22 protein-coding genes are annotated in these 19,348 nt (G+C 76.8%); 9 read left to right on the top strand and 13 right to left on the bottom strand.

Going from position 1 to position 19,348, the window contains the following annotated elements; all coding sequences use genetic code 11:
• Positions 1-11: 11 nt before the first annotated feature.
• Positions 12-401, bottom strand: coding sequence for a hypothetical protein (locus J3P29_RS09770; RefSeq protein WP_210493137.1), 390 nt, complete (start codon positions 399-401; stop codon positions 12-14).
• Positions 398-1,240 (bottom strand): aminoglycoside phosphotransferase family protein, encoded by an 843-nt coding sequence (locus J3P29_RS09765; RefSeq protein ID WP_210493135.1) that lies wholly within the window; start codon positions 1,238-1,240, stop codon positions 398-400. The genes J3P29_RS09770 and J3P29_RS09765 overlap by 4 nt, the downstream gene beginning before the upstream one ends.
• Before the next feature lie 63 nt (positions 1,241-1,303).
• Here J3P29_RS09765 and J3P29_RS09760 point away from each other — a divergent pair, with 63 nt between their 5' ends.
• Together J3P29_RS09760 and J3P29_RS09755 are read left to right on the top strand one after the other, a co-directional pair.
• Positions 1,304-1,636 (top strand): hypothetical protein, encoded by a 333-nt coding sequence (locus J3P29_RS09760; protein WP_210493134.1) that lies wholly within the window; start codon positions 1,304-1,306, stop codon positions 1,634-1,636.
• A complete protein-coding gene (locus J3P29_RS09755; protein WP_210493133.1) occupies positions 1,633-1,971 on the top strand; it encodes a hypothetical protein in 339 nt (112 codons plus the stop codon). Before J3P29_RS09760 ends, J3P29_RS09755 begins: the two co-directional genes overlap by 4 nt.
• 103 nt (positions 1,972-2,074) lie before the next feature.
• On the opposite strand, the gene J3P29_RS09750 is transcribed toward J3P29_RS09755, so the two are convergent.
• Positions 2,075-2,416, bottom strand: a complete 342-nt coding sequence (locus J3P29_RS09750) for a hypothetical protein (RefSeq protein WP_210493132.1) — start codon at positions 2,414-2,416, stop codon at positions 2,075-2,077.
• A 70-nt stretch (positions 2,417-2,486) separates the two neighbouring features.
• Here J3P29_RS09750 and J3P29_RS09745 point away from each other — a divergent pair, with 70 nt between their 5' ends.
• A complete protein-coding gene (locus J3P29_RS09745; RefSeq protein WP_210493130.1) occupies positions 2,487-2,753 on the top strand; it encodes a hypothetical protein in 267 nt (88 codons plus the stop codon).
• Between the two features lie 369 nt (positions 2,754-3,122).
• Here the strand turns inward: J3P29_RS09745 and J3P29_RS09740 are convergent, their stop codons facing one another.
• From J3P29_RS09740 to J3P29_RS09725, 4 genes are all read right to left on the bottom strand, one after another.
• Positions 3,123-3,560, bottom strand: a complete 438-nt coding sequence (locus tag J3P29_RS09740) for a transcriptional repressor (protein WP_210493129.1) — start codon at positions 3,558-3,560, stop codon at positions 3,123-3,125.
• 37 nt (positions 3,561-3,597) lie between these two features.
• Positions 3,598-3,945: a hypothetical protein gene (locus J3P29_RS09735; RefSeq protein WP_210493128.1), complete on the bottom strand. Its 348-nt coding sequence runs from the start codon at positions 3,943-3,945 to the stop codon at positions 3,598-3,600.
• Positions 3,946-4,178: 233 nt separating this feature from the next.
• Positions 4,179-4,610 (bottom strand): CoA-binding protein, encoded by a 432-nt coding sequence (locus tag J3P29_RS09730; RefSeq protein WP_210493127.1) that lies wholly within the window; start codon positions 4,608-4,610, stop codon positions 4,179-4,181.
• Between the two features lie 12 nt (positions 4,611-4,622).
• Entirely contained in the window at positions 4,623-5,132 is a 510-nt protein-coding gene (locus J3P29_RS09725) for a PaaI family thioesterase (RefSeq protein ID WP_210493125.1), read from the bottom strand.
• A gap of 196 nt (positions 5,133-5,328) precedes the next feature.
• Here J3P29_RS09725 and J3P29_RS09720 point away from each other — a divergent pair, with 196 nt between their 5' ends.
• Complete coding sequence (locus tag J3P29_RS09720; protein WP_210493124.1) at positions 5,329-6,279, top strand: DUF808 domain-containing protein; 951 nt, start codon at positions 5,329-5,331, stop codon at positions 6,277-6,279.
• 184 nt (positions 6,280-6,463) lie between these two features.
• Here J3P29_RS09720 and J3P29_RS09715 read toward each other — a convergent pair whose 3' ends face one another.
• Positions 6,464-9,049, bottom strand: a complete 2,586-nt coding sequence (locus tag J3P29_RS09715) for an NHL repeat-containing protein (protein WP_210493123.1) — start codon at positions 9,047-9,049, stop codon at positions 6,464-6,466.
• A 131-nt stretch (positions 9,050-9,180) separates the two neighbouring features.
• Between J3P29_RS09715 and J3P29_RS09710 the strand changes: the two genes are divergently transcribed.
• The 4 genes from J3P29_RS09710 to J3P29_RS20385 all read left to right on the top strand — a co-directional run bounded on the left by J3P29_RS09710 (position 9,181) and on the right by J3P29_RS20385 (position 13,206).
• On the top strand, positions 9,181-11,118 hold the full coding sequence (locus J3P29_RS09710; protein WP_210493122.1) for a zinc ABC transporter substrate-binding protein: 1,938 nt from the start codon (positions 9,181-9,183) through the stop codon (positions 11,116-11,118).
• The gene (locus tag J3P29_RS09705) at positions 11,115-11,918 is read left to right on the top strand and encodes a metal ABC transporter ATP-binding protein (protein WP_349239814.1); all 804 of its coding nucleotides are present in this window, start codon (positions 11,115-11,117) and stop codon (positions 11,916-11,918) included. The genes J3P29_RS09710 and J3P29_RS09705 overlap by 4 nt, the downstream gene beginning before the upstream one ends.
• Positions 11,915-12,790: a metal ABC transporter permease gene (locus tag J3P29_RS09700; protein WP_349239813.1), complete on the top strand. Its 876-nt coding sequence runs from the start codon at positions 11,915-11,917 to the stop codon at positions 12,788-12,790. The genes J3P29_RS09705 and J3P29_RS09700 overlap by 4 nt, the downstream gene beginning before the upstream one ends.
• 119 nt (positions 12,791-12,909) lie before the next feature.
• Positions 12,910-13,206 carry an antibiotic biosynthesis monooxygenase gene (locus J3P29_RS20385; protein ID WP_210493120.1) on the top strand — a complete coding sequence of 99 codons (297 nt, stop codon included), beginning with the start codon at positions 12,910-12,912 and terminating at the stop codon, positions 13,204-13,206.
• A 183-nt stretch (positions 13,207-13,389) separates the two neighbouring features.
• On the opposite strand, the gene zigA is transcribed toward J3P29_RS20385, so the two are convergent.
• Both zigA and J3P29_RS09685 read right to left on the bottom strand, forming a co-directional pair.
• Positions 13,390-14,640, bottom strand: coding sequence for a zinc metallochaperone GTPase ZigA (gene zigA / locus J3P29_RS09690; protein WP_210493119.1), 1,251 nt, complete (start codon positions 14,638-14,640; stop codon positions 13,390-13,392).
• 25 nt (positions 14,641-14,665) lie between these two features.
• On the bottom strand, positions 14,666-15,454 hold the full coding sequence (locus J3P29_RS09685; RefSeq protein ID WP_210493118.1) for a PHB depolymerase family esterase: 789 nt from the start codon (positions 15,452-15,454) through the stop codon (positions 14,666-14,668).
• Positions 15,455-15,592: 138 nt separating this feature from the next.
• On the opposite strand from J3P29_RS09685, the gene J3P29_RS09680 reads away from it, so the two are divergent.
• Positions 15,593-16,441, top strand: coding sequence for an alpha/beta fold hydrolase (locus J3P29_RS09680; RefSeq protein ID WP_210493117.1), 849 nt, complete (start codon positions 15,593-15,595; stop codon positions 16,439-16,441).
• Here the strand turns inward: J3P29_RS09680 and J3P29_RS09675 are convergent.
• The 3 genes from J3P29_RS09675 to J3P29_RS09665 form a co-directional block, all read right to left on the bottom strand.
• A complete protein-coding gene (locus J3P29_RS09675; protein WP_210493115.1) occupies positions 16,438-16,707 on the bottom strand; it encodes a hypothetical protein in 270 nt (89 codons plus the stop codon). The two genes, J3P29_RS09680 and J3P29_RS09675, sit on opposite strands and share 4 nt — an antisense overlap.
• Positions 16,708-16,784: 77 nt before the next feature.
• Positions 16,785-17,996 (bottom strand): acyl-CoA dehydrogenase family protein, encoded by a 1,212-nt coding sequence (locus J3P29_RS09670; RefSeq protein WP_210493114.1) that lies wholly within the window; start codon positions 17,994-17,996, stop codon positions 16,785-16,787.
• A 23-nt stretch (positions 17,997-18,019) separates the two neighbouring features.
• On the bottom strand, positions 18,020-19,336 hold the full coding sequence (locus J3P29_RS09665) for an acyl-CoA dehydrogenase family protein (RefSeq protein ID WP_210495000.1): 1,317 nt from the start codon (positions 19,334-19,336) through the stop codon (positions 18,020-18,022).
• Between the last annotated feature and the right edge of the window lie 12 nt (positions 19,337-19,348).

The raw sequence follows: 19,348 nt of genomic DNA, 5'->3' as shown, positions 1-19,348 counted from the left end.
GGACCGACGGGTCAGGGGCCGCCGGAGAGCACGTAGGGCTGGATCCGCCCGTCCGACCGTCGGCGCAGCACGACCGACGTGGTGCACCCGCCCGCGCCCCGTCGCGCCTGGTAGACGGCCCAGCCGACCACGGGCGGTCGCCGGCCGAGCGGCCGCGCCCGGAACCCCGCCGGCAGCGCCGCCGCCAGCGTCGGGGCGCTCGGGCCGTCGGCGGAGAACCGTCGCCCGCACACCTCGACGCGGTCGGGGGCGCCCGGGAACCACGCCCCGTAGGACCGGCGGTACAGGAGCGAGAGGACCGTCGCGACGACGACGAGCGTCGCCAGGACGGCGCCGGCCGCCAGCGCCCTCGGCCGTCGCGGTCGCCGCCGGCGCGGCGTTGCGCCCGACGGCCGGGTCATCGACGGGACGCGCGTCGCTGCCGGTCGTAGCGCTCCCAGACCGCGTCGTACGCGGCGTGGGCGGCCAGGAACGGGGCGAGCGTCCCCTCGTCACCCCAGCCGTAGCCGTCCAGCATCGCCCGCACCCCGGCGTCGTCGGCGCCGCGGCGCCGCAGGCCCACGGCGTAGCCGGCGACGTCCCAGTGCACCGGCCCGCGGAGCGCGTCCTCGAAGTCGTTCCACACCGGCCCGCGGGCGGTGCGCAGCAGGTTGCCGGGCGACGCGTCGCCGTGCAGCGCCTGGACGGGCAGCTCGGACGCGAAGACGGCCGCCTCGAGCGCCGCCAGGCGCCGCTCCAGGGCCGCGACCTCGGCGCCCTCCGCGTCGTCGGCGGGGACGATCGCGGCGAGCAGTCGCGCGATGCGGTCGCGCAGGCCGCCCATGTCGTCCAGGTCGCCGCCGAACGGGCGCAGCGCGTCGTGCAGCGCCCGGAGCGCCCGCCCCAGGCCGCGGGCGTCGTCGACCGTCCGCGTCGGCTCCGCGCCGGGCAGGTGCTCCACCAGGGTCAGCCACAGCCCGTCCCGGTGGTGGGGCCCCGGCGGCACGCGGGTGCTCGGCGCCACGGCCAGCCCGGTCGGGGCCAGGTGCGCGAGCACCGCCATTTCGCGGCGCAGCCAGCGCTCCGGATCGGCGTGCAGCGCGACGGTCCCCGTCATGACGCGGGCGACGACGGGCGCCGGGGCGAGCGAGACCGCGACGTTGCTGCCGGACGCGAGCACGGCGGCGTCGCCGCACGGCAGTCCGTGCGTCGACGCGACCGCGACCGCCGCGGCGACCGCCCGCCGTTCCAGCTCGTCCATGGCCCCATCGTGGCAGACCCGGCGGCGGACGACCGCGGGCGGCCCGGGCCCTAGGCTGGTCACGTGCGGCGGGCGATCGGGACGTGGCGGCGGTTCGGGCGGACTCCGGCGGTGCTCGCCGTCGTCCTGCTGTTCGGCGTCGGCGTCGTCGCCCGGCTGCTCCTCGGCTCCTCCGCCGGCCTGAGCGTCGTGCTGCTCGGCTCGTTCGTCGCGTACTGCGCCGCGCGCCCCTCCGGAGGCGTGGACCTGTTCCTCCTGGCGTGCGTCCCCAACGCGACGGCCATGCTGCTGGAGGCCGTGGGCCTGCCGGCGTGGCCGGCGCTCATGCTGGTGCCGTTCGTGGTCCTGGAGGCGCGGCGGCTCGACGTCGCGGACCGGACGGGGACGCGGGCGTGAGCCGCAGAGCCGAGTGGACGGCGTGGACGGGCCTGGGGCTGGTCGCCGTCGGCCTGCTCGCGGTCGTCGCGGCGCCGGCATGGACGTACGCCGTCGTCGCGGCGCCCGCCGTGCTGCTCGTCGTGACCGAACGCACGCCGCCGAGCCGCCTCCGCGCGACGCGGTCGGCGGTGCTTCGTCAGGGCGGCGCCCAGCTCGCCGGCCCGCCGCTGCTCCTCGGTGCCGGCCTCGTGTGGGCGCTCGCGACGGGCGACGACGCATTCGTGGCGTTCCTCGTGGTTGCCGCGGCCATGTTCGTGACGGTGCTGCTGGTCTTCCAACACTGGGGCCCGTGACGCGGAGGCCCCGCGGAGTCGACGTCGGTCTGCAAGCCGTCGCCGGCAAGCACGCCGCGCGACCGACGCGAGGACTGCCGCAATCACCAGACCGACGCGTCGATCAGGCTCGTGGCGCTCGGGAGGGTGGCGGCCGCCAGGCCCCCGACCGGTCCGTCTCCGTCGCCGTCCACCAGGCGCACAGGCGGGCGGCGGTCCGGCGCGCGCGGGGGCGATCGCCGTCCAGGCCCATCTCCCCGCGCTCGAACGACAGGAGACGGTCGACGACCGCCTCCTCTCCGTCCCGGAGCACCCCGAGGAGCCGCGGCGCGTAGCTCGCGTACTCGCCCGGTACGTCGCCTTCGACGCCGATCGGGTCCCACACCTCGCCCAGCAGGCGGACGAGCGCCTCCTCGCCGGTGCGGCGCCACCACCGTGCCTCGGGCGAGCCGACCGACGCAGCCATGTCGCCACCCTAGCCGGGCCATCGGTCCACGATCCCGTGCCGACGCGCGTCCGCGGCGTACCGTCGGAACATGATCGACGGGCCGGTCCTCGTGACCGTGGTCCTGTCGCTCTGGGCCAGCCTCCTGCTCGTCGGCGCGGGCATCCTGCGTCGCGGCCGGCACCGCGCGGCGCTCGTCGCCGCGAACGCCTCGGCGGGGGCCGCGCTGCCGGCGATCATCGGCGTCGGCGCGCTCCTCCTGCTCGGCTCGGCCGTCCTCGGGGGCGCCGCCGTCCGCCCCGGCCGCCGGGCGACGCGCGGTCAGCCGTCGGGTTCCTCGTCGCCGAGCGGCACGTAGCGCACGACGTGCCTGGGGCGCGCCGGCCGCGGCGTGGGCACCAGGCCGGCCGGCAGCCGGGGCCACGTTCGCCCTGTGTGCGGGTCGGTGACGAGCACCGTGCCGGCGTCGTACGGCTCGCCCGGCCGGTCGCCGACGAACCGCAGGACCGACGCCGCCCGCTCGCGCGCCCGGGCGAGGGTCTCGGCGAACGGCGCGCGCGGCGGCCCGCGGACGGTCTCGCCGCCCCCGAAGGCCTCGCCGGCGAAGACCGTCGACCACGTCGTCCCGGCAGCCCGAGCCCGTCCTGGCGGGCCATCGCCACCGCCACCGGCACACGCACCATGGCCGTACCGGAGACGACTCCGGGGCCCCCTCGGCGGTCGCAGGTCAGCCGCCGCGCCGGCGGCCCCGCAGCACGACGTCGTGCCCGGTCAGCTCGTAGCCCAGGCGCGCCGCGACTCCGGCGATCGCCCGCTCGAGCTCGTCGTCCGCGAACGGCTCGACGGCGCCCGTCGCCTCGTCCACGACGTGGTGATGGTGGTGGTCGGGGTCGGCGATCTCGAACCGCGCGACGCCGTCGCGGCCGTCGTAGCGGTGCAGCAGGCCCAGCTCGGACAGCTCGTCCACGACGCGGTAGACCGTCGCGATCGAGCCGGCCGAGGCGCCGCGCAGGCGGTCCGCGATCTCGGCGGCGGTCAGCAGGCACTGGCCCTCGCGCGCCAGCGTCTCGACGACCGCGGTGCGGGCGGCCCCGGCCCGCAGGCCGGCGGCGGTCATGCGCTGCGAAGCGTGCTCGAGCCAGCGGTCGCGGGTCGCGGTGTCCACCCCACGACCCTACCACCGATGAGAACGACTCTCAGGATCAGCTGCCCACGACGGTGACCGCGCCGTGGTCGTCGCAGTGACCGTCGTGCGGGTGGTGGAGCACGCCGTCCACGAGGTAGTCCACGTGCTCGCCGTGCGGCACGGCCGGGTGGCCGCAGTCCGGGCCGTGCACGTGCGCGGCGTCGTGGCCGCCGGCGGGCGTCGTGTGCCCGTCCGGGTGCGCCCCGTCGACCGCCAGGCGGTGCTCGTCGACGTGGTCCTCGTGCGGGTGGTGCAGGTGCCCGTCGTGCAGGTAGTCGACGTGGCCCTCGTGCTCGACGGCGACGTGGCCGCAGCCGGGACCGTGGACGTGCGGGTGTTCCCCGTGGGTGACGTGCTCGCTCATGCGCCCAGTCTCGCCCCACGACGCCGCCGCACCAAGGACCTGAGAGCGAGAAGCGTTCGCAGGTGAGTGGAGCATCGGCCGAGGAGTTGGACGCCCGCGCGCTGGAGCGCGAGGCGGCCCGGCGCGCGCGTGTGCGTCGTGCCCCGCGGCGACTCCGGCCTGCCGGACCTGTTCGGCCACCCCGACGCCGCGGCGCTCGCGGCGCCGCCGGGGTGACGGGGCGCGGACGGGGCTCAGGCCGCCGGCGGCCCGACCGGCCCGATCCCCAGGCGCGCGTGCTCGGGGGCCATGCAGCGGTCCATCACGACCTCGACGCCGCCCTCCTCGGCGATCCTCCGGGCCTCCTCCGAGACGATCCCGAGCTGCAGCCACAGGACCTTGGCGCCGATCTCGACCGCCTGGCGGGCGACGGGCGGCGTGTCGGGGCCGGGCCGGAAGACCTCGACGACGTCGACGGGCTCGGCCACGTCGGTCAGGCTCGTCGCCGCCGGGACGCCGAGGATCTCGCCGCCGCGCGGGTTGACGGGCAGCACCCGGTAGCCCTGCCGCTGCAGGTAGCGCGGCACCGTGTGCGCGGGCTTGTGCGGCGCGTTCGACGCGCCGACCACGGCCACGGTCCGCGCGTCCCGCAGGATGCGCGCCAGCCGGTCGTCCTCGGGCTCCATGCCGTCAGCGTCTCACGTGCCGACCTGCGGGTCGGTGCCCGCGGTCGCCCCGGCGCGGACGAAGTGCTCGCGGTCGACGGCGATGAACAGGCCCAGCCCCGAGGCGACGGTGCGCTCGCCGTCGCGGACCCGGCCGACGAGGCGGATCTTGCGGCCCTCGACGCCCGCGAGCCACGCCTCGACGCGCAGCTCGCGGCCGAGGACGACGGGCGCGACGTAGTTGACCTCGAGCTTCGCCGTCACGGCCCGCTGGCGCATCGCCACGAGCACGCCGCCCTGCACGTCGTCCAGGATCGCCGCGAGCGCGCCGCCGTGCGCCAGGCCGGGCGCGCCCTCGTGCCGCGCGTCGAGGGTCAGGGTGGCGTGCACCGTCTCCCCCTCGCGCGCGTAGTGCAGGTGCAGGCCGGCGGCGTTGTCGGGGCCGCAGCCGAAGCAGTTGTGCTGGTGCGGCGGCAGCGGCCCGTCGGCGCGGCCCCCCGCGGGCAGCGGGACGGGGGGCGGCAGCTCGGGGTCGACGCTCATGCCGGAAGCCTAGGCCGGGCCGGCCGACGCTCGCGGCCCGCCCGGCGGACCTCGTGGCGTGCCGCCGCTCGTCGGCGGCGCGCGCGCCCGGGCGCGCGGGCGCCGCGCCGTCGACTACGGTCCCCGCCATGACCGACGGATCCCCCGCGCGCGTGCCACCCGCGGCCGCCCCGACCCGCCCGGCCGAGGCGGCCGCATGAGCGCCGGCCTGGCCGCCCTCCTCGACGACGTCGCGACCCTGGCCCGCGCCGCCGCGGCGTCGGTCGACGACGTGGCCGCCGGCGCCAGCCGGGCGAGCGTCAAGGCCGTCGGCGTGGTCGTCGACGACACCGCCGTCACGCCCCGCTACGTCCAGGGCATCAAGCCCGAGCGCGAGCTCCCGATGATCCGCCGGATCGCCCTCGGGTCGCTCCGCAACAAGATCCTCTTCATCCTGCCGGTCGTCCTGTTGCTCAGCCAGTTCGTCGACTGGCTGCTGACGCCGATCCTGATGGTCGGCGGCGCGTACCTGAGCTTCGAGGGCGCCGAGAAGCTGTGGGAGGCCGTCGGGCCGCACCGCCACGCGGCGAAGGAGGCGGCGAACGCCGAGCCGGCGGACGAGAAGACCCTCGTCGGCGGGGCGATCCGGACGGACTTCATCCTCTCCGCCGAGATCATGGTCATCGCGCTGAACGAGGTGACGCACGAGCCGTTCCTGGCCCGCGCCGTCATCCTGATCGCGGTCGCGCTGCTCATCACGGCCCTCGTGTACGGGACCGTCGCCCTCATCGTGAAGATGGACGACATCGGCCTGCGGCTCGCGCGGACCGGCGAGGGCGGCGTCGCGACGCTCGGCCGCGGCCTCGTCCGCGCCATGCCGGTCGTCCTGCGCGTGCTGTCCACCGTCGGCATCGCCGCGATGCTGTGGGTCGGCGGCCACATCCTGCTCGTCGGGCTGAAGGACCTGGGGTTCACGTGGCCCTACGACCACGTGCACCACCTGGAGGAGGACGTCCATCACGCCCTCGGCGCGTTCGGCGGCGTCGGCGGCTGGCTGACCAACACGGCCTTCTCCGCGCTGCTCGGCCTGGTCGTCGGCGCGATCGTCGTCGCGGTGCTGCACCGGGTCCGGCCGCACGGCCACGACGCGGACGCGCACGCGGCCTGACGCACGGTGCGGCGGCCGTCCGACCGGGACGGCCGCCCGCCCTCGCACCACGCCGCCCCGCACGTCGTGGAGGACGGCGAGCAGCACGGTCGTCGCTCGGTGTTCGCCGCGCGCGGCTCGCGACTCCGAGCCGCGGGCGTGCCCTCGGCCGAGGCCTCCGCGGGGGCCCGCGGAGGCCTCGGCCCTACTTCAGGATCCGCACGATCCGGGTGGTCTGCGACGACGTGTTGCCGGCGGCGTCCGTCGCCTTGAGCTGCAGGCGGTAGGCGCCGGGGCCGAGCTTGCGCCGGCCGAACTTCGGCACGAAGGTCGCCACGGTGCGGCCCTCGAGCAGGCGCAGCGTGCGGCGCACGGGCAGGTAGGCCCAGCGGACGCAGCGCTGCCGCTTCGAGACCCGGGCGTTCGCCGGCACCTTGACGCAGCGGGCGTCGGCGCCGCTGCCGACCTTCCGGCCGTCGCGTCGCTGCAGCACGGAGACGACGACCTTCGCCGGCTGGTTCAGGCGGACCGTGAGGCGCGGCTGCGTCGCGGCGCGGGCCGGCGTGCGGCCGCGCTTGCGGCGCTCCAGGTACCAGCGCGTGGTGCTCACGCCGACGGGCTGCAGCTTGACGGGCGGCGGCGGGACGGGCGCGAAGAACGCGGCGACCCGCTGATCGGTGCCCATCGGGACGGCGCAGGTCGGCGCCGCGCCCGCGGCGGCGCACGCCCCGGCCCAGCCGACGAAGCGCGCGCCCGCGCGCGGCTTCGCGGTCAGCGTGACGGTGCGCGTCGGCCCGAAGCCCTGGGTGCAGTCCGTCCCGCAGTCGATCCCGGCCGGGGCGCTGACGACGCTGCCGTCGGTGCGGCCCGCCAGGTCGACGTCCAGGCGGGTCGTGCGCGGCGCCTCGGCGCCGCCGGTGTCGAAGCGCTGGATGCGGCTGTTGCCGGCGTCGGCCACGAGCAGCGTCCGGCCGTCGGGGCTGATCGCGAGCGCCGCCGGATCGACGACCTGGCCCAGCCCCGAGCCCTCCCCCGAGATCGTCTCCCAGCTCCAGCCGCCCGCCGGGTCGGGGACCCCGCGGACGATGCGGGCGCCGCCCGGCGTGCCCGTCCGCGCCTCGGCGACGTACAGCGCGCCGTCGGGCGCGAGCGCCAAGCCCTGCGGGTGATCCCAGGCGGTGGCGCCGGGCGGCGGCGGGATCCGCGCGCCGCTGCTGACGTCCACGAGCGTGGTGGGGGTCGCCACGACGATGCGGCCGCTGCTGCCGACCGTGACCGCGCCGGGCCGCCGCAGCCCGCTGCGCAGCACGGTCGTGCCACCGTCCGGGGCCACGCGCACGACGGTGCCCCGGCCGCTGTTGGTGGCCACGACCGTGCCGTCCGGCGCGCTCGCCAGCCCGCGCGGCCGCGACCACTCCCCCGGCGCGGTCGTGCGCACCGCGAACCCGGTCGGGTCGAACTGCACCAGCCGGCTGTTGTACGTGTCGGCCACCCAGGCGTTGCCCGCCCCGTCGTACGCGACGGCCTCCGGCAGCAGCAGCTGCCCGATCCCGTTGCCGGCGGTCGCGAACCCGTGGTAGGGGCTGATCCGCCCGAACTGCGTCTCGTACGTGCCGTCGGGCGCGATGAGCTGGACGCGCTGGTCGAACGTGTCGGCGACGGCCACCCCGCCGTCGGGCCGGAACGCGACGCCCCGCGCCCGCGTGACGTAGCCGGGCCCGCGGCCCGCGATGCCCCACGCGGAGCGCACCGTGCCGTCCGCGTTCAGCCGCTGGATGCGGTTGTTCGCCGTGTCGGCCACGTAGACCCCGCCCGCCGCGTCGTTCGGGTTGGCCCCGACGGCGCGGACGATCGAGAAGCGGCCGACGTCGTGGCCGTTGCCGCCGAACGTGCCGACGTACCCCAGGTCCTTCGCCCCGTAGACGTTCACGCGGCCGTTGAGGTTGTCCGCGACGTAGATCTGCTGGGGGTTGCGGCCGTCGACCGCCACGTCGTACGGGGCGCGGAACTGCCCCTGGCCGCCGCCGAAGCTGCCGACCTCGCCGACCTTGTCCAGCGTGGTCGGGTGCAGCACGACCACGCGGTGGTTCTGGTTGTCGGGGACGTAGACCTTGTCGCCCTTCGGGGACACCGCGACCCCCTGGGGCCGGGCCAGCCGGATCTGCGCCGAGGTGCTGACGCGCGGCGCGCTCTGCGGCTCGAGCGTCGTCGGGCTGACCGCGAAGCGGACGATCCGGTTGTGGCCGGAGTCCGCCACGTAGACGGTGATCGTGCCGCCCGAGGGGGCCAGGTAGGCGGCGATGCCGCCGGAGACGATGCCCTTGTCCGGGCGGCTGCCGGTCGGCGCGACCTTCAGGACGCTGGCGCCGCCGAACGACGACAGGTAGCGCCCGTCGTCGGCCGAGAAGACCTGCACGCGGTTCGCGTCGCTGTCGAGGACGAAGACGTGCCCGGAGCGGTCGGCCGCCACGCCGCCGACCACGCCCAGCCGCCCGGCCTCGCCGCGCGCGGCGAACCCACCGAAGGCGAAGCGGAAGACGCCGTCCGCGTCGAACGCCTGGATCACGCCCGAGTACTGGTCGCCGACGAACACGCCGCCGGTGCGCGGGTCCACCGCGACGGCCTGCGGGAAGCGGAACGTCCCGGCGCCGATCGGCTCGCCGACGAGCGAGGGCACGAACGCCGGTGCCGCCTGAGCAGCGACCGGTGCGACGCCCGCCCCGGCGAGCGCGGCGGTGGCGAGGGCGGCGAGGAGCGTCCGCGTCCGAGGACGCGGTGAGCGGGACGGCATGCCCCACATCCTCGCGGCTCGTCCCCGCGGGCGCGCCGGTGGCAAGCCGCCGCCCGGCCGAGACGGTTCTGAGAATCGATCTCATGTAGAGTGCCGGCACGAGCCGCCCACCGGCCGGCTCGCCCTCATCCATGTTCGAGCCCTTCACGCTGCCCTTCGTCCAGCACGGCCTGGGGGAGGTCCTCCTCCTGTCGGTCGGCGCCGGCGTCCTCGGGACGTGGATCGTGCTGCGCGGCCTGGCGTTCTACGCCCACGGCGTCGCGGCCGCCACGTTCCCGGGCCTGGTCCTCGCGTCCGGCCTGGGCTTCGCCGCGCCGCTGGGTGCGCTCGGCGTCGCCCTGCTGTTCGCGGCCGGCGTCGGCCGCCTCGCGGCCGGCGGCGAGGGGCGCGACCACAGCACGCTCACCGCCATGGTGCTCGTCGGCGCCCTCGCCGCCGGGGTGCTGCTGGCCAGCGACGTCTTCCCCCTCGCGACGACCGTGACCTCGCTGCTGTTCGGCAGCCTGCTCGTGATCTCCGACCGGGACCTCGTCGTCGCGGGCGCCGCGTCGGCCGTCGTGCTCGTCGCGGCGCTGCTGCTCGGCCGGCGCTGGCTGGCCGTGGGCTTCGACCGCGCCGGCGCACGGGCCTTCGGGATCCGCGCCGGGCTGCCGGACGCGGTGCTGCTCGTGCTCGTCGCCCTCGTGGCGGTCGCGACGCTCTCCGCGGTCGGCTCGCTGCTCGCGGCGGCGCTCATGGTCATCCCGGCCGCCACCGTGCGGCCGTGGGTCTCGCGCATGGGGCGGTGGCAGGTCGCGTCCGTCCTGCTGACCGCGGTCGAGGGCGTCGCCGGCCTGTGGCTCTCCGCCCAGACGAACGCCCCGCCCGGGGCGACCATCGCCGTCCTCGCAGGTGTCCTCTTCATGCTCTCCGTCCTGACCCACGCCGCCCGCGGCCGCCGCCGCGACCGCGGCCCCCGCGTCCCCCGCCGTCCCGCCGTCGCCGCGCTGCTCGCGGTCGCCGGCCTGGGCGTCGCCGGCTGCGGCGGCTCCGACTCCGGCGCGGGCGGCGGCGGCCGCCTGGCCGTCGTCGCCACGACCCCGCAGCTCGGCGACATCGTCCGGCAGGTCGGCGGCGACGCCGTCGACGTCCACCAGATCCTGCAGCCCAGCACCGACCCGCACGAGTACGAGCCGCGCCCCACCGACGTCACCGAGACGGCGAAGGCGAAGGTCATCGTCGCGTCGGGCCTGGGCCTGGACGACTGGATCGGCGAGGTACGCAAGCAGTCCGGGACGGACGCGCCGATCGTCGCGCTCGGCGACCACGTGCCGACGCAGCTCGCCGGCGAGGGCCACGAGCACGAGCACGCAGAGGAGGAGCACGCGGTGGACGCGGACGCCGTCCACGACCACGCGGACGAGGACCACGCCGGCGAGGCGGGGCACGACCACGGCGACGAGGAGCACGCCGACGGCGAGCACGACCACGCCGCCGAGGGAGAGGCGGGCCACGACCACGGCGACGGCGAGCACGACCCGCACTGGTGGCACGACCCCCGCAACGTCGAGAACGCCGTCGGCCAGATCCGCGACGCGCTCGTCAAGGCCGACCCCGACGCCGCCGCCACGATCCGCCGCAACGCGGACGCCTACCTGACGAAGGTGCGCGCGCTCGACGCGGGCATCGCGCGGTGCATCGCCTCCGTCCCGAAGGCCCAGCGCAAGCTCGTCACGAGCCACGACGCGTTCGGGTACTTCACCCACCGCTACGACATCACCGTCATCGGCGCCGTCATCCCCTCCCAGACGACGCAGGCCCAGGCCTCCGCCGCCGACGTCGAGCGCCTCGCCGCCCTCGTGCGCAAGGAGCGGGTGAAGGCGATCTTCCCCGAGTCGTCCGTCAACCCGAAGCTCGCGCAGGCGCTGGCCCGCGAGACCGGCGCGGTGTCGAACCTGACGCTGTACGGCGACAGCCTCGGCGCGGCCGGCACCGACGGCGCCACGTACCTCGGCATGGAGCAGCACAACGCCGACGCGGTCGTGCGGGGCTTCACGGGCGGGGCCCGAGGCTGCAAGATCCGTCTGTGACCGACTCCCCCGCGCCGCGCCCGCAGGCTTCCCCCGCCCGCGACGAGAGCCCCGCCCTGCTCCGGCTGGACGGGGTCGCGGCCGGCTACGGGGCCACCCTCGCGCTCGAGGACGTCTCGTTCGCCGCGCGCGCCGGGCACCGGATCGCCGTGCTCGGCCCCAACGGCGGCGGCAAGACGACGCTCTTCCGGGTGATCCTGGGCGAGCTGCCCGCCCGCCGCGGCAGCGTCGCGGCGTCCGGCGACGTCGCGATCGTCCCCCAGACCGACCGCTCGCGGCTCGACTTCCCCGTCACCGCGCTCGACGTCGTCCTGATGGGCACGATCGCCGGCCGGCCGTGGTGGCGCGGCCCCGGCCGCGCCGAGCGCGACGCGGCCCGCGAGGCCCTGCGCGCCGTGGGCCTGGAGGACCGCGCCGACCGCACCTTCGGCGCCCTGTCCGGCGGGCAGCGCCAGCGGGTGCTCGTCGCCCGCGCCCTCGTGCGCGACGCGCGGGTGCTGCTGCTCGACGAGCCGTACACGGGGCTGGACACCGCCAGCTCGGAGCGCCTGGACGCCCTGATCGCGGAGCTCGCCGACCAGGGCCGTGCGCTGCTGATCGCGACCCACGACGTCGGCCAGTGCACCGCGTGGGACGAGGTCCTGTGCCTGCACCGGCGGCAGGTCGCCTTCGGCCCGCCGGCGACGACGCTGACGCCCGACGTGCTGCAGGCCACCTACGGCGGCGGTCTGCTGCGCCTGCCGGGCGAGCACGGCGGCCTGGCGGTCGTCGCCGACCACCACGGGCACGACCACTCGTGAGCGGCCTGCTCGTCCCCGCGGCCGCCGTCCTGGGGCCGCTGCTCGACCCGTGGTCGAGCGGCATCATGCAGCGCGCGCTCGTCGAGGTGCTCCTGCTCGGCGTCGTCGGCGGCACGCTCGGCGTGTGGATCGTCCTGACGCGCCTGAGCTACAGCGCCGAGGCGCTGCCCCACACGATGTTCCCCGGTCTCGTCGGCGCCGCGCTGCTCGGGGTGCCGCTCGTCCTCGGCGGCGCGGTCGGGCTGCTCGTCGCCGCGCTGCTGATCGCGGGCGCCTCGCGCATCCGCGCCCTCGACCGCGACACCGCGATCTCCGTCGTCTTCACCGCCATGTTCGGCCTGGGGGTGCTGATGGCGCTCGCGCCCGACACCCCTCCCGGCGTCTCCGAGCTGCTGTTCGGCGACGTGCTCGGCCTGACGGACGGGGACGTCGTCACCGCCGCGGCGCTCACCGCGGTCGTGCTCGTGGCGCTGCGCGTGCTGCATCCGCACCTGCTCGCGACCGCGTTCGACCGCGACGCGGCGGCGGCGTTCGGCGCGCGGCCCGGGCTGGTCGACGTCGCCCTCGTCGGCCTCGTCGCCGTCGCGACGCTCGTCTGCGTCCAGGCGCTGGGCAACCTGTTCGTGGCGGCCACGCTGGTGGCGCCGGCGGCGTCCGCGCGGCTGCTCGGCTGGCGGGTGGTCCCGACGATGGCCGTCGCGGTCGCCGTCGCGGTCCTCTCCGGGATCGCCGGGCTGCTCGTCTCGTACCACGCCGGCACGGCCGCCGGCGCCTCGATCGCGGCCGTCACGGTGCTCGTCTACGTGCTGCTGGTCGCCGCCGCCCGCCTGGCGGGCGGCGCCCGCGTGGCCGCGCGCGCCGACGCCGCCTGACCGCGACCCGGGCGGCGGGACGGGCACGGTGGCCCGTCGAGCCGGGGACGGCCGACCGATGTGCGAGCGTCCGCGGGACGCCGCGCCGCGGCGCCCGACCACCGACCCCCGGGAGACCCGTGTCCGTCACCTCGCTCCTCGAAGTGCAGTTCCAGCCCGATCGCCTGGAGGAGGGCCTGGCCGTCCTGGCGCGGGCGCTGCGCGACACCCGCGCCTTCGACGGCTGCTTGTCCGTCACCGTGGTGCAGGACCACCAGGATCCGACGCGCGTCGTCGCCGTCGAGCGCTGGGCGTCGCTCGAGGCCGACGCGGCGTACCGGGCGTGGCGCGCCGGCGACGGCGCGATCGCCGACCTGCCCGGCACGCTCGCGGGCGCGCCGCGCCTGACGGTCGCCGTCGAGCGCGACGACCTGTAGGGCGCGCGGACGCGGGCGGGGCGGCCGCGTTCGCCACCCGTCCGGCCGGGGCGCGCATCCGGCCGGGGCCGGGCGCGCCGGGCGGGCACGCCGGTCGCGGGCGCGCCGGTCGCGGGCGCGCCGGTCGGGAGCGCGCCGGTCGGGAGCGGCCGGCGGGCGATCGGCCCCCGGACGCCCAGCCCGTCAGTCCGCCGCGACCGCGCCGGGGTGCCCGTACCGGTGCACCTCGTCGCTGCCCCAGCGCGGCCACGGATCCGGCAGCCCGTAGGCGGCCTCGCGCCCGCCGGCGAGCTCCTCCTCGGTCATCAGGGCGGCGTCGAGCCGGGCGACGAAGCGCTCGCGGTCCAGCCGCTGCCCGATGAAGACGAGCTCCTGCCGGCGGTCGCCGAAGCGCTCGTCCCAGTCGTCGGCCAGCCGCGCGGCGAGGTCCGCCGGCCAGGCCTCCCGGGGCTGCGTCGCCCACCACGTCCCGACGGCGCCCAGGTTCAGGATCGGCCCGGCCGTCGACCACTCCCCCACGATCGCCGGCCGGCTGGCGAGCCAGAAGAAGCCCTTCGAGCGCATCACCCCGTCCCACGGCTCGTGGACCGCGGCCCACAGGCGCTCGGGATGGAACGGCCGCCGCGCGCGGTAGACGAAGGACGAGATCCCGTACTCCTCGGTCTCGGGCTCCTCCTCGCCGCGCAGCACCTGCAGCCAGCCCGGGTGCTCGGCCGCGGCGTCGAAGTCGAAGCGGCCCGTGTCGAGCAGCTCGTCCAGCGGGACGTCGCCGTGGCGGGCGTGCACGATCCGGGCGCCGCGGTTGAGCTGCCGGACGGCGTGCTCCGTCCGGCGCAGGCGCTCCTCGTCGACCAGGTCGGCCTTGCTCAGCACGACGAGGTCGGCGAACTCCACCTGGTCGACGAGCAGGTCGACGACGGTCCGCTCGTCGTCGGGCCCCAGGCTCTCGCCGCGCGAGCGGACGTCCTCGTCCGAGCCGAGGTCGTCGAGGAAGCGCGCCGCGTCGACGACGGTGACCATCGTGTCCAGGCGGGCGACGCGCGACAGGCTCGTGCCGTCCTCGTCCTCGAACGTGAAGGTCTCGGCGACCGGGAGCGGCTCGCTGATGCCGCTGGACTCGATGACCAGGTGGTCGAAGCGCCCCTCGCCCGCCAGCCGGGCGACCTCGACGAGCAGGTCCTCGCGGAGCGTGCAGCAGATGCACCCGTTGCTCATCTCGACGAGCCGCTCCTCGACCCGGTCCAGCCGGGCGCCGCCCTGCTCGACGAGCGCGGCGTCGACGTTCACCTCGCTCATGTCGTTGACGATCACGGCGATCCGCCGCCCCTCGCGGTTGCGCAGCAGGGCGTTCAGGAGCGTCGTCTTGCCGGCCCCGAGGAAGCCGGAGAGGACCGTGACGGGCAGGCGGCCGTCGCGCACGTCGGTGGTGACCATGCGCCGCAGTATATGAGAACGAGTCTCATCCTTGTTTCCCTGGACGGGGAGGACCGCCGGAGGCGCCGTGCCCGCCCGCGCCGCCCGCGCCGGCCGGCGCCGTGCCGTCCGGCCCGTCCGCGGCGGCGAACCAGCGGACCGCCTCGGCCGCGAGCCACGGCGGGACCGCGTGGCCGTCGGCGAACTCCTCGTAGCGGACGTCGTAGCCCTCCTCCCGCAGCATCGGCACCAGCCGGCGGCTGCAGCGGTCGATCGGCAGCACCTCGTCCTCCACCCCGTGCGAGACGAAGATCCGCGGCCGGCCGACCCGGACGGGCGGCGCCGCGAACCCCGGCGACAGCGCGATGAGGTGCGTGAACAGGTCGCCGTTGCCCAGCCCGAGCGAGAGCGCGTACGACGCGCCGTCCGAGAACCCGCCGAGCGCCACGCGACGCGGATCGACGGGGTGCCGTGCCAGCAGCTGCTGCAGCGCGCGCTGGACGAACGCCACGTCGGGGCCGAACGTCCCGCGGACGCGGTCCCACGTCGCGCGCCGCGCGTCGGGGGCCAGCAGGAGCAGTCCGTGCTCGTCCGCGTGCTCGCGGAGCAGCTCGATCCCGGCCTCCGCCGCGCCGCCGGCGCCGTGCAGGAGCACGACGAGCGGCGAGGGCTCCTCGCGCTCGGCGGGCACGTACAGCAGACCGTCGCGGCCGTGCCCGAGGCCCAGGCCCAGGCGGTGGCGCCCCGGCGGCAGCGCGCGCACCGCCCGCGGCCGCGGGCGGGCGCGCAGCCGGCCGGAGTCGTCCTGGCCGGGACGCTCCTGGTACGGGCTCACGGGGCCGGCTCCCCGGCGGCGGTGGGGGTCGCGGCGACGGGCTGGGACATCGGGCCTCCTGGTCGTGGCGTCACCCGGTCCCTACCCGTCGCCGTGCCGCGCCAGTCGTCGGCCGTCGCCCCCGGTACGGTGCCCGGGATGCAGGAGCACGTCGCCGTCCCGGGCGCGCGGCTCTGGACGGCGACGTCGGGCCGCGGCGTGCCGCTCGTCCTCTGCCACGGCGGCCCCGGGCTCTCGGACAACCTCGGACCGCTGGCCGGCCTGCTCGACGACGTCGCGCTCGTGCACCGGTACGACCAGCGCGGCGGGGGCCGCTCGAGCGCCGCCGGCCCCTTCGACGTCGCGACGTTCGTCGCCGACCTGGAGGCCCTCCGGACCCACTGGGGGCACGAGCGGTGGATCGTCGGCGGGCACTCGTGGGGCGCGGTCCTCGCGCTGCTCTACGCCCTGGAGCACCCGGATCGCGTCCTCGGCGTGGTCTCCGTCTCCGGGACCGGCGTCCGCTGGGGCTGGCAGGCGGCCACGCGGACGCACCGCCTGGAGCGCCTGACGGCGGCGGAGCGCCAGGAGCTGCAGGCGCTCGAGGCGGCGCTCGGCACCGGAGATCCGGCGGCCCGTGCGCGCGTCCTGCGCCTGATGTGGACGACCGACTTCGCCGACCGGGCGACGGCCGACGCCGTCCTCGACGCCGGTCCGCTCTACGCCTTCCCGCGCGCCGACGCCGTCTTCCGGGCCGTCTCGGCCGACCAGCGCCGGATCCTGGACGCCGGCCTGGAGGAGCGCATCCGCGCCCTGCCGGCGCCGCTGCTCGCCGTCCACGGCGCCGCGGACAGCGACCCGGCACGCGCCGAGCGCCTCGCCGCCCTGGCGCCGCGCGGGCGGTTCGTGCTGCTCCCGGGCTGCGGGCACTCCCCCTGGCTCGAGCGGCCCGACGCGGTCGCCGCCGCGCTGCGCCCGTTCGTCGCGGGACGCGCCGCGGACGCCTAGCGCGACGCGTCCGCGACGGGCGCGGCCGCGACCGCGGGCGCGGGCGCGGGCGCGGCCTTCGCGGGCGTCGCGGCGCCGGGCGCCGCGCCGTGCGGCGACGGTCCCAGGACGCCGGCCGCCAGCACGCCGGCGACGACGATGCCGCGCCGCGCGGCCGTCCGCACCCGCGGCCGCGCCAGCCACGGCGCGCGGGTCTCGAGCCACAGGCGAGCGCCCGAGGCCCCGGCCACGGCGGTCATCGCCCCCATCGCGCACTGGACGCACATGGCACACATCCAAGCACGCGCTCCCCGACACCTCCACCGCGCCGCCCGTCCCCGGCGGCGCGGCGGCCCCGGGCGGGCTACTTCAGCTCGGCCGACGACTTGCCCAGCAGCTGGCGGGCGATGATCAGCAGCTGGATCTGCTGCGTGCCCTCGAAGATGTCGAGGATCTTCGCGTCGCGCGCCCACTTCTCCAGCAGGTGGTCCTCGCCCAGGCCGAGCGTGCCGCACAGCTCGATGCAGCGCAGCGCCACGTCGGTGCCCGTGCGCCCCGCCTTCGCCTTCGCGTAGGAGGCGTGGAGCGAGTTCGGCTTGCGGTTGTCGGCCATCCAGGCGGCCTGCAGCGTCAGCAGCCGCGCGGCCTCCAGGTCGGACTCCAGCTCGAGCAGCGTCGCCGCGGCGGCGTGCTGGACGTGCGCGGGACGGTCGTAGTCGACCTCGACGCCGGCGTCCGCGAGCCGCTCGCGGGTGAAGTCGAGCGCCGCCTGGCCCACGCCGACGGCCATCGCCGCCACGAGCGGGCGCGTGTTGTCGAACGTCTTCATCGCGCCCGCGAACGACTTCTTCGCGTCGATCTCGGGGCTGCCGAGCAGGTTGGCGGCCGGCACGCGGCAGTCCTCGAGCGCGAACTGCGCGGTGTCGGACGCGCGGATCCCGAGCTTGTGCTCCAGGCGCACGAGCGTCATCCCGGGGTTGTCGCGCGGGACGACGAACGACTTGATGGCCGCCCGGCCCTGCGACGGGTCGAGCGTCGCCCAGACGACGACGAGGTCGGCGCGCTCGCCGGCGGTGACGTAGATCTTCGTGCCGTTGAGGACGTACTCGTCCGTCTCGGCGTCGTACGTCGCCGTGGTGCGGATGGCGGCGGAGTCCGACCCGGCCTCGGGCTCGGTGATCGCCATCGCGGCCCACTTGCCGTCGAAGCGCGCGAGCTGCTCGTCGTCGGCGACCGACGCGATCGCCGAGTTGCCGAGCCCCTGCCGCGGCATCGACAGCACCAGGCCGACGTCGCCCCAGCACGTCTCGATGATCGACAGCGCGGTCGACAGGTTCGTGCCGTTGCGGTTGCCGGCGGTGCCGGAGTCGGACGAGCGCACGCCCGCGGCGCCGGCGCCGCCGGTGCCCGAGTCGTTCAGGCCGTCGACGAGCGCCGCCAGCATGTCGAGCTCCTTGGGGTACGCGTGCTCGGCACGGTCGTACTTGCGGGAGTTCGGCCGCAGGACCTCGCGGGCGACCTGGCGCGCCTGCCCGACGAGCGGCGCGAACTTCTTGGGGGTCTCGAGATTGATCATGGTGTCCCTTTCGCGGCCGCCGCTCAGACGAGCAGCGCGCCCTCCATGACGCCGGCCGCGCGCAGGTCGCGGTACCAGCGCTCCACCGGGTGGTCCTTGACGTAGCCGTGGCCGCCGAGCATCTGCACGGCGTTCGAGCCGACGCTCATCGCCTTGTCGGCGGTCAGCCGGCGCGCGAGCTGCGCCTCGCGGGCGAACGGCTTGCCGGCGTCGGCGCGCGAGGCGGCGCGCAGCGTCGTCAGGCGCAGGCTCTCGACGTCGATCGCCATGTTCGAGACCGTGAACGCCACCCCCTGCCGGTGGCTGACGGGCTCGCCGAACGCGACGCGCTCGTTCACGTACGGGACGACGTAGTCGACGGCCGCCTGCGCCGTGCCCAGCGCGAGCGCGGCCCAGCCGATGCGTCCCAGCGCGATCGCCTCGGCGTAGACCTCGGGCGTGCCTCCGCCGAGCAGCGCCGACCCGGGAACCCGCACGTCCTCGAGCGCCAGCCGGCCGGTCGCCGCGGCGCGCAGGCCGATCGCGGGCTGCTCCTTCGTCAGCAGGCCCGGGGCCTTCGCCTCGACGAGGAAGAGCGCCGGGCCCCCCGGGACGGAGCCGTTCTGCGGCTCGACCTGCGCGGCGACGACGAACAGCTCGCCGTCCGCCACGCGCGGCACGAGCGCCTTCTCGCCGGAGAGGATCCAGTCGTCGCCGTCGCGGCGGGCGACGGTGCCCAGCCGGAACGGGTCGAAGAGCGGCCGGTCCTCCTGGATCGCCAGCGCGGCGGCGGGGACGTCCTCGCCGACGAACGCCGGCAGGTACGTCCCCTGCTGGCCCTCGTCCCCCCACAGCCCGAGCGCCGTCGAGACGGCGGCCGGCGCCAGCACCGAGAACGCCAGGCCCAGGTCGCCGTGCGCGAGCGCCTCGGCCATCAGCACCGAGGTGACGGCGGAGCGCTCGCTGACCGCGCCGCCGAGCTCCTCGGGCACGCCGAGCATCGTCGTGCCGATCTCGGCGGCGCCGGCGAGCAGCTCGGCGGGCGTCGCCGCGGCGGTGTCGGCGGCCTCGGCGGCGGGGCGCAGCTCGCTCGCGGCGAAGTCGCGCGCGGCGCCCTGGAGCATCTCCTGCTCGTCCGTCGGGGTCAGGTCGAAGAGCCCGCGGCCCTCGCCCGACGGGCTGAGTCGCGCGCCGCCGCCGCGCTTGCGCACGGCGGCGAAGGTGCGTCCCGCGGCGTTCGCGGTCTGGAAGCCGCGCTGCGCGGTGCGGCGGACGACGCGCTCGGACAGCTCGCGGGCGCCGATGCGGTCGACGACCTCGAGGCCCGCGAAGCGGTTGAGCGCACGCAGGCCGATGGCCATTCCTCGGTCGGT

Origin of the sequence: Patulibacter sp. SYSU D01012 (assembly GCF_017916475.1) — a bacterium.
Taxonomy (GTDB): domain Bacteria; phylum Actinomycetota; class Thermoleophilia; order Solirubrobacterales; family Solirubrobacteraceae; genus Patulibacter.
The sequence above is the reverse complement of the archived record's forward strand: the minus strand, read 5'-3'. Positions and strand labels throughout refer to the sequence as shown.

Excerpts from the sequence above, each read along its gene's own strand:
- J3P29_RS09770 (WP_210493137.1), bottom strand. The coding sequence starts at position 401 with ATGACCCGGCCGTCGGGCGCAACGCCGCGCCGGCGGCGACCGCGACGG.
- J3P29_RS09765 (WP_210493135.1), bottom strand. The coding sequence starts at position 1,240 with ATGGACGAGCTGGAACGGCGGGCGGTCGCCGCGGCGGTCGCGGTCGCG.
- J3P29_RS09750 (WP_210493132.1), bottom strand. The coding sequence starts at position 2,416 with ATGGCTGCGTCGGTCGGCTCGCCCGAGGCACGGTGGTGGCGCCGCACC.
- J3P29_RS09745 (WP_210493130.1), top strand. The coding sequence starts at position 2,487 with ATGATCGACGGGCCGGTCCTCGTGACCGTGGTCCTGTCGCTCTGGGCC.
- J3P29_RS09735 (WP_210493128.1), bottom strand. The coding sequence starts at position 3,945 with ATGAGCGAGCACGTCACCCACGGGGAACACCCGCACGTCCACGGTCCC.
- J3P29_RS09730 (WP_210493127.1), bottom strand. The coding sequence starts at position 4,610 with ATGGAGCCCGAGGACGACCGGCTGGCGCGCATCCTGCGGGACGCGCGG.
- J3P29_RS09725 (WP_210493125.1), bottom strand. The coding sequence starts at position 5,132 with ATGAGCGTCGACCCCGAGCTGCCGCCCCCCGTCCCGCTGCCCGCGGGG.
- J3P29_RS09720 (WP_210493124.1), top strand. The coding sequence starts at position 5,329 with ATGAGCGCCGGCCTGGCCGCCCTCCTCGACGACGTCGCGACCCTGGCC.
- J3P29_RS09715 (WP_210493123.1), bottom strand. The coding sequence starts at position 9,049 with ATGCCGTCCCGCTCACCGCGTCCTCGGACGCGGACGCTCCTCGCCGCC.
- J3P29_RS09710 (WP_210493122.1), top strand. The coding sequence starts at position 9,181 with ATGTTCGAGCCCTTCACGCTGCCCTTCGTCCAGCACGGCCTGGGGGAG.
- zigA (WP_210493119.1), bottom strand. The coding sequence starts at position 14,640 with ATGGTCACCACCGACGTGCGCGACGGCCGCCTGCCCGTCACGGTCCTC.
- J3P29_RS09680 (WP_210493117.1), top strand. The coding sequence starts at position 15,593 with ATGCAGGAGCACGTCGCCGTCCCGGGCGCGCGGCTCTGGACGGCGACG.
- J3P29_RS09675 (WP_210493115.1), bottom strand. The coding sequence starts at position 16,707 with ATGTGCGTCCAGTGCGCGATGGGGGCGATGACCGCCGTGGCCGGGGCC.
- J3P29_RS09670 (WP_210493114.1), bottom strand. The coding sequence starts at position 17,996 with ATGATCAATCTCGAGACCCCCAAGAAGTTCGCGCCGCTCGTCGGGCAG.
- J3P29_RS09665 (WP_210495000.1), bottom strand. The coding sequence starts at position 19,336 with ATGGCCATCGGCCTGCGTGCGCTCAACCGCTTCGCGGGCCTCGAGGTC.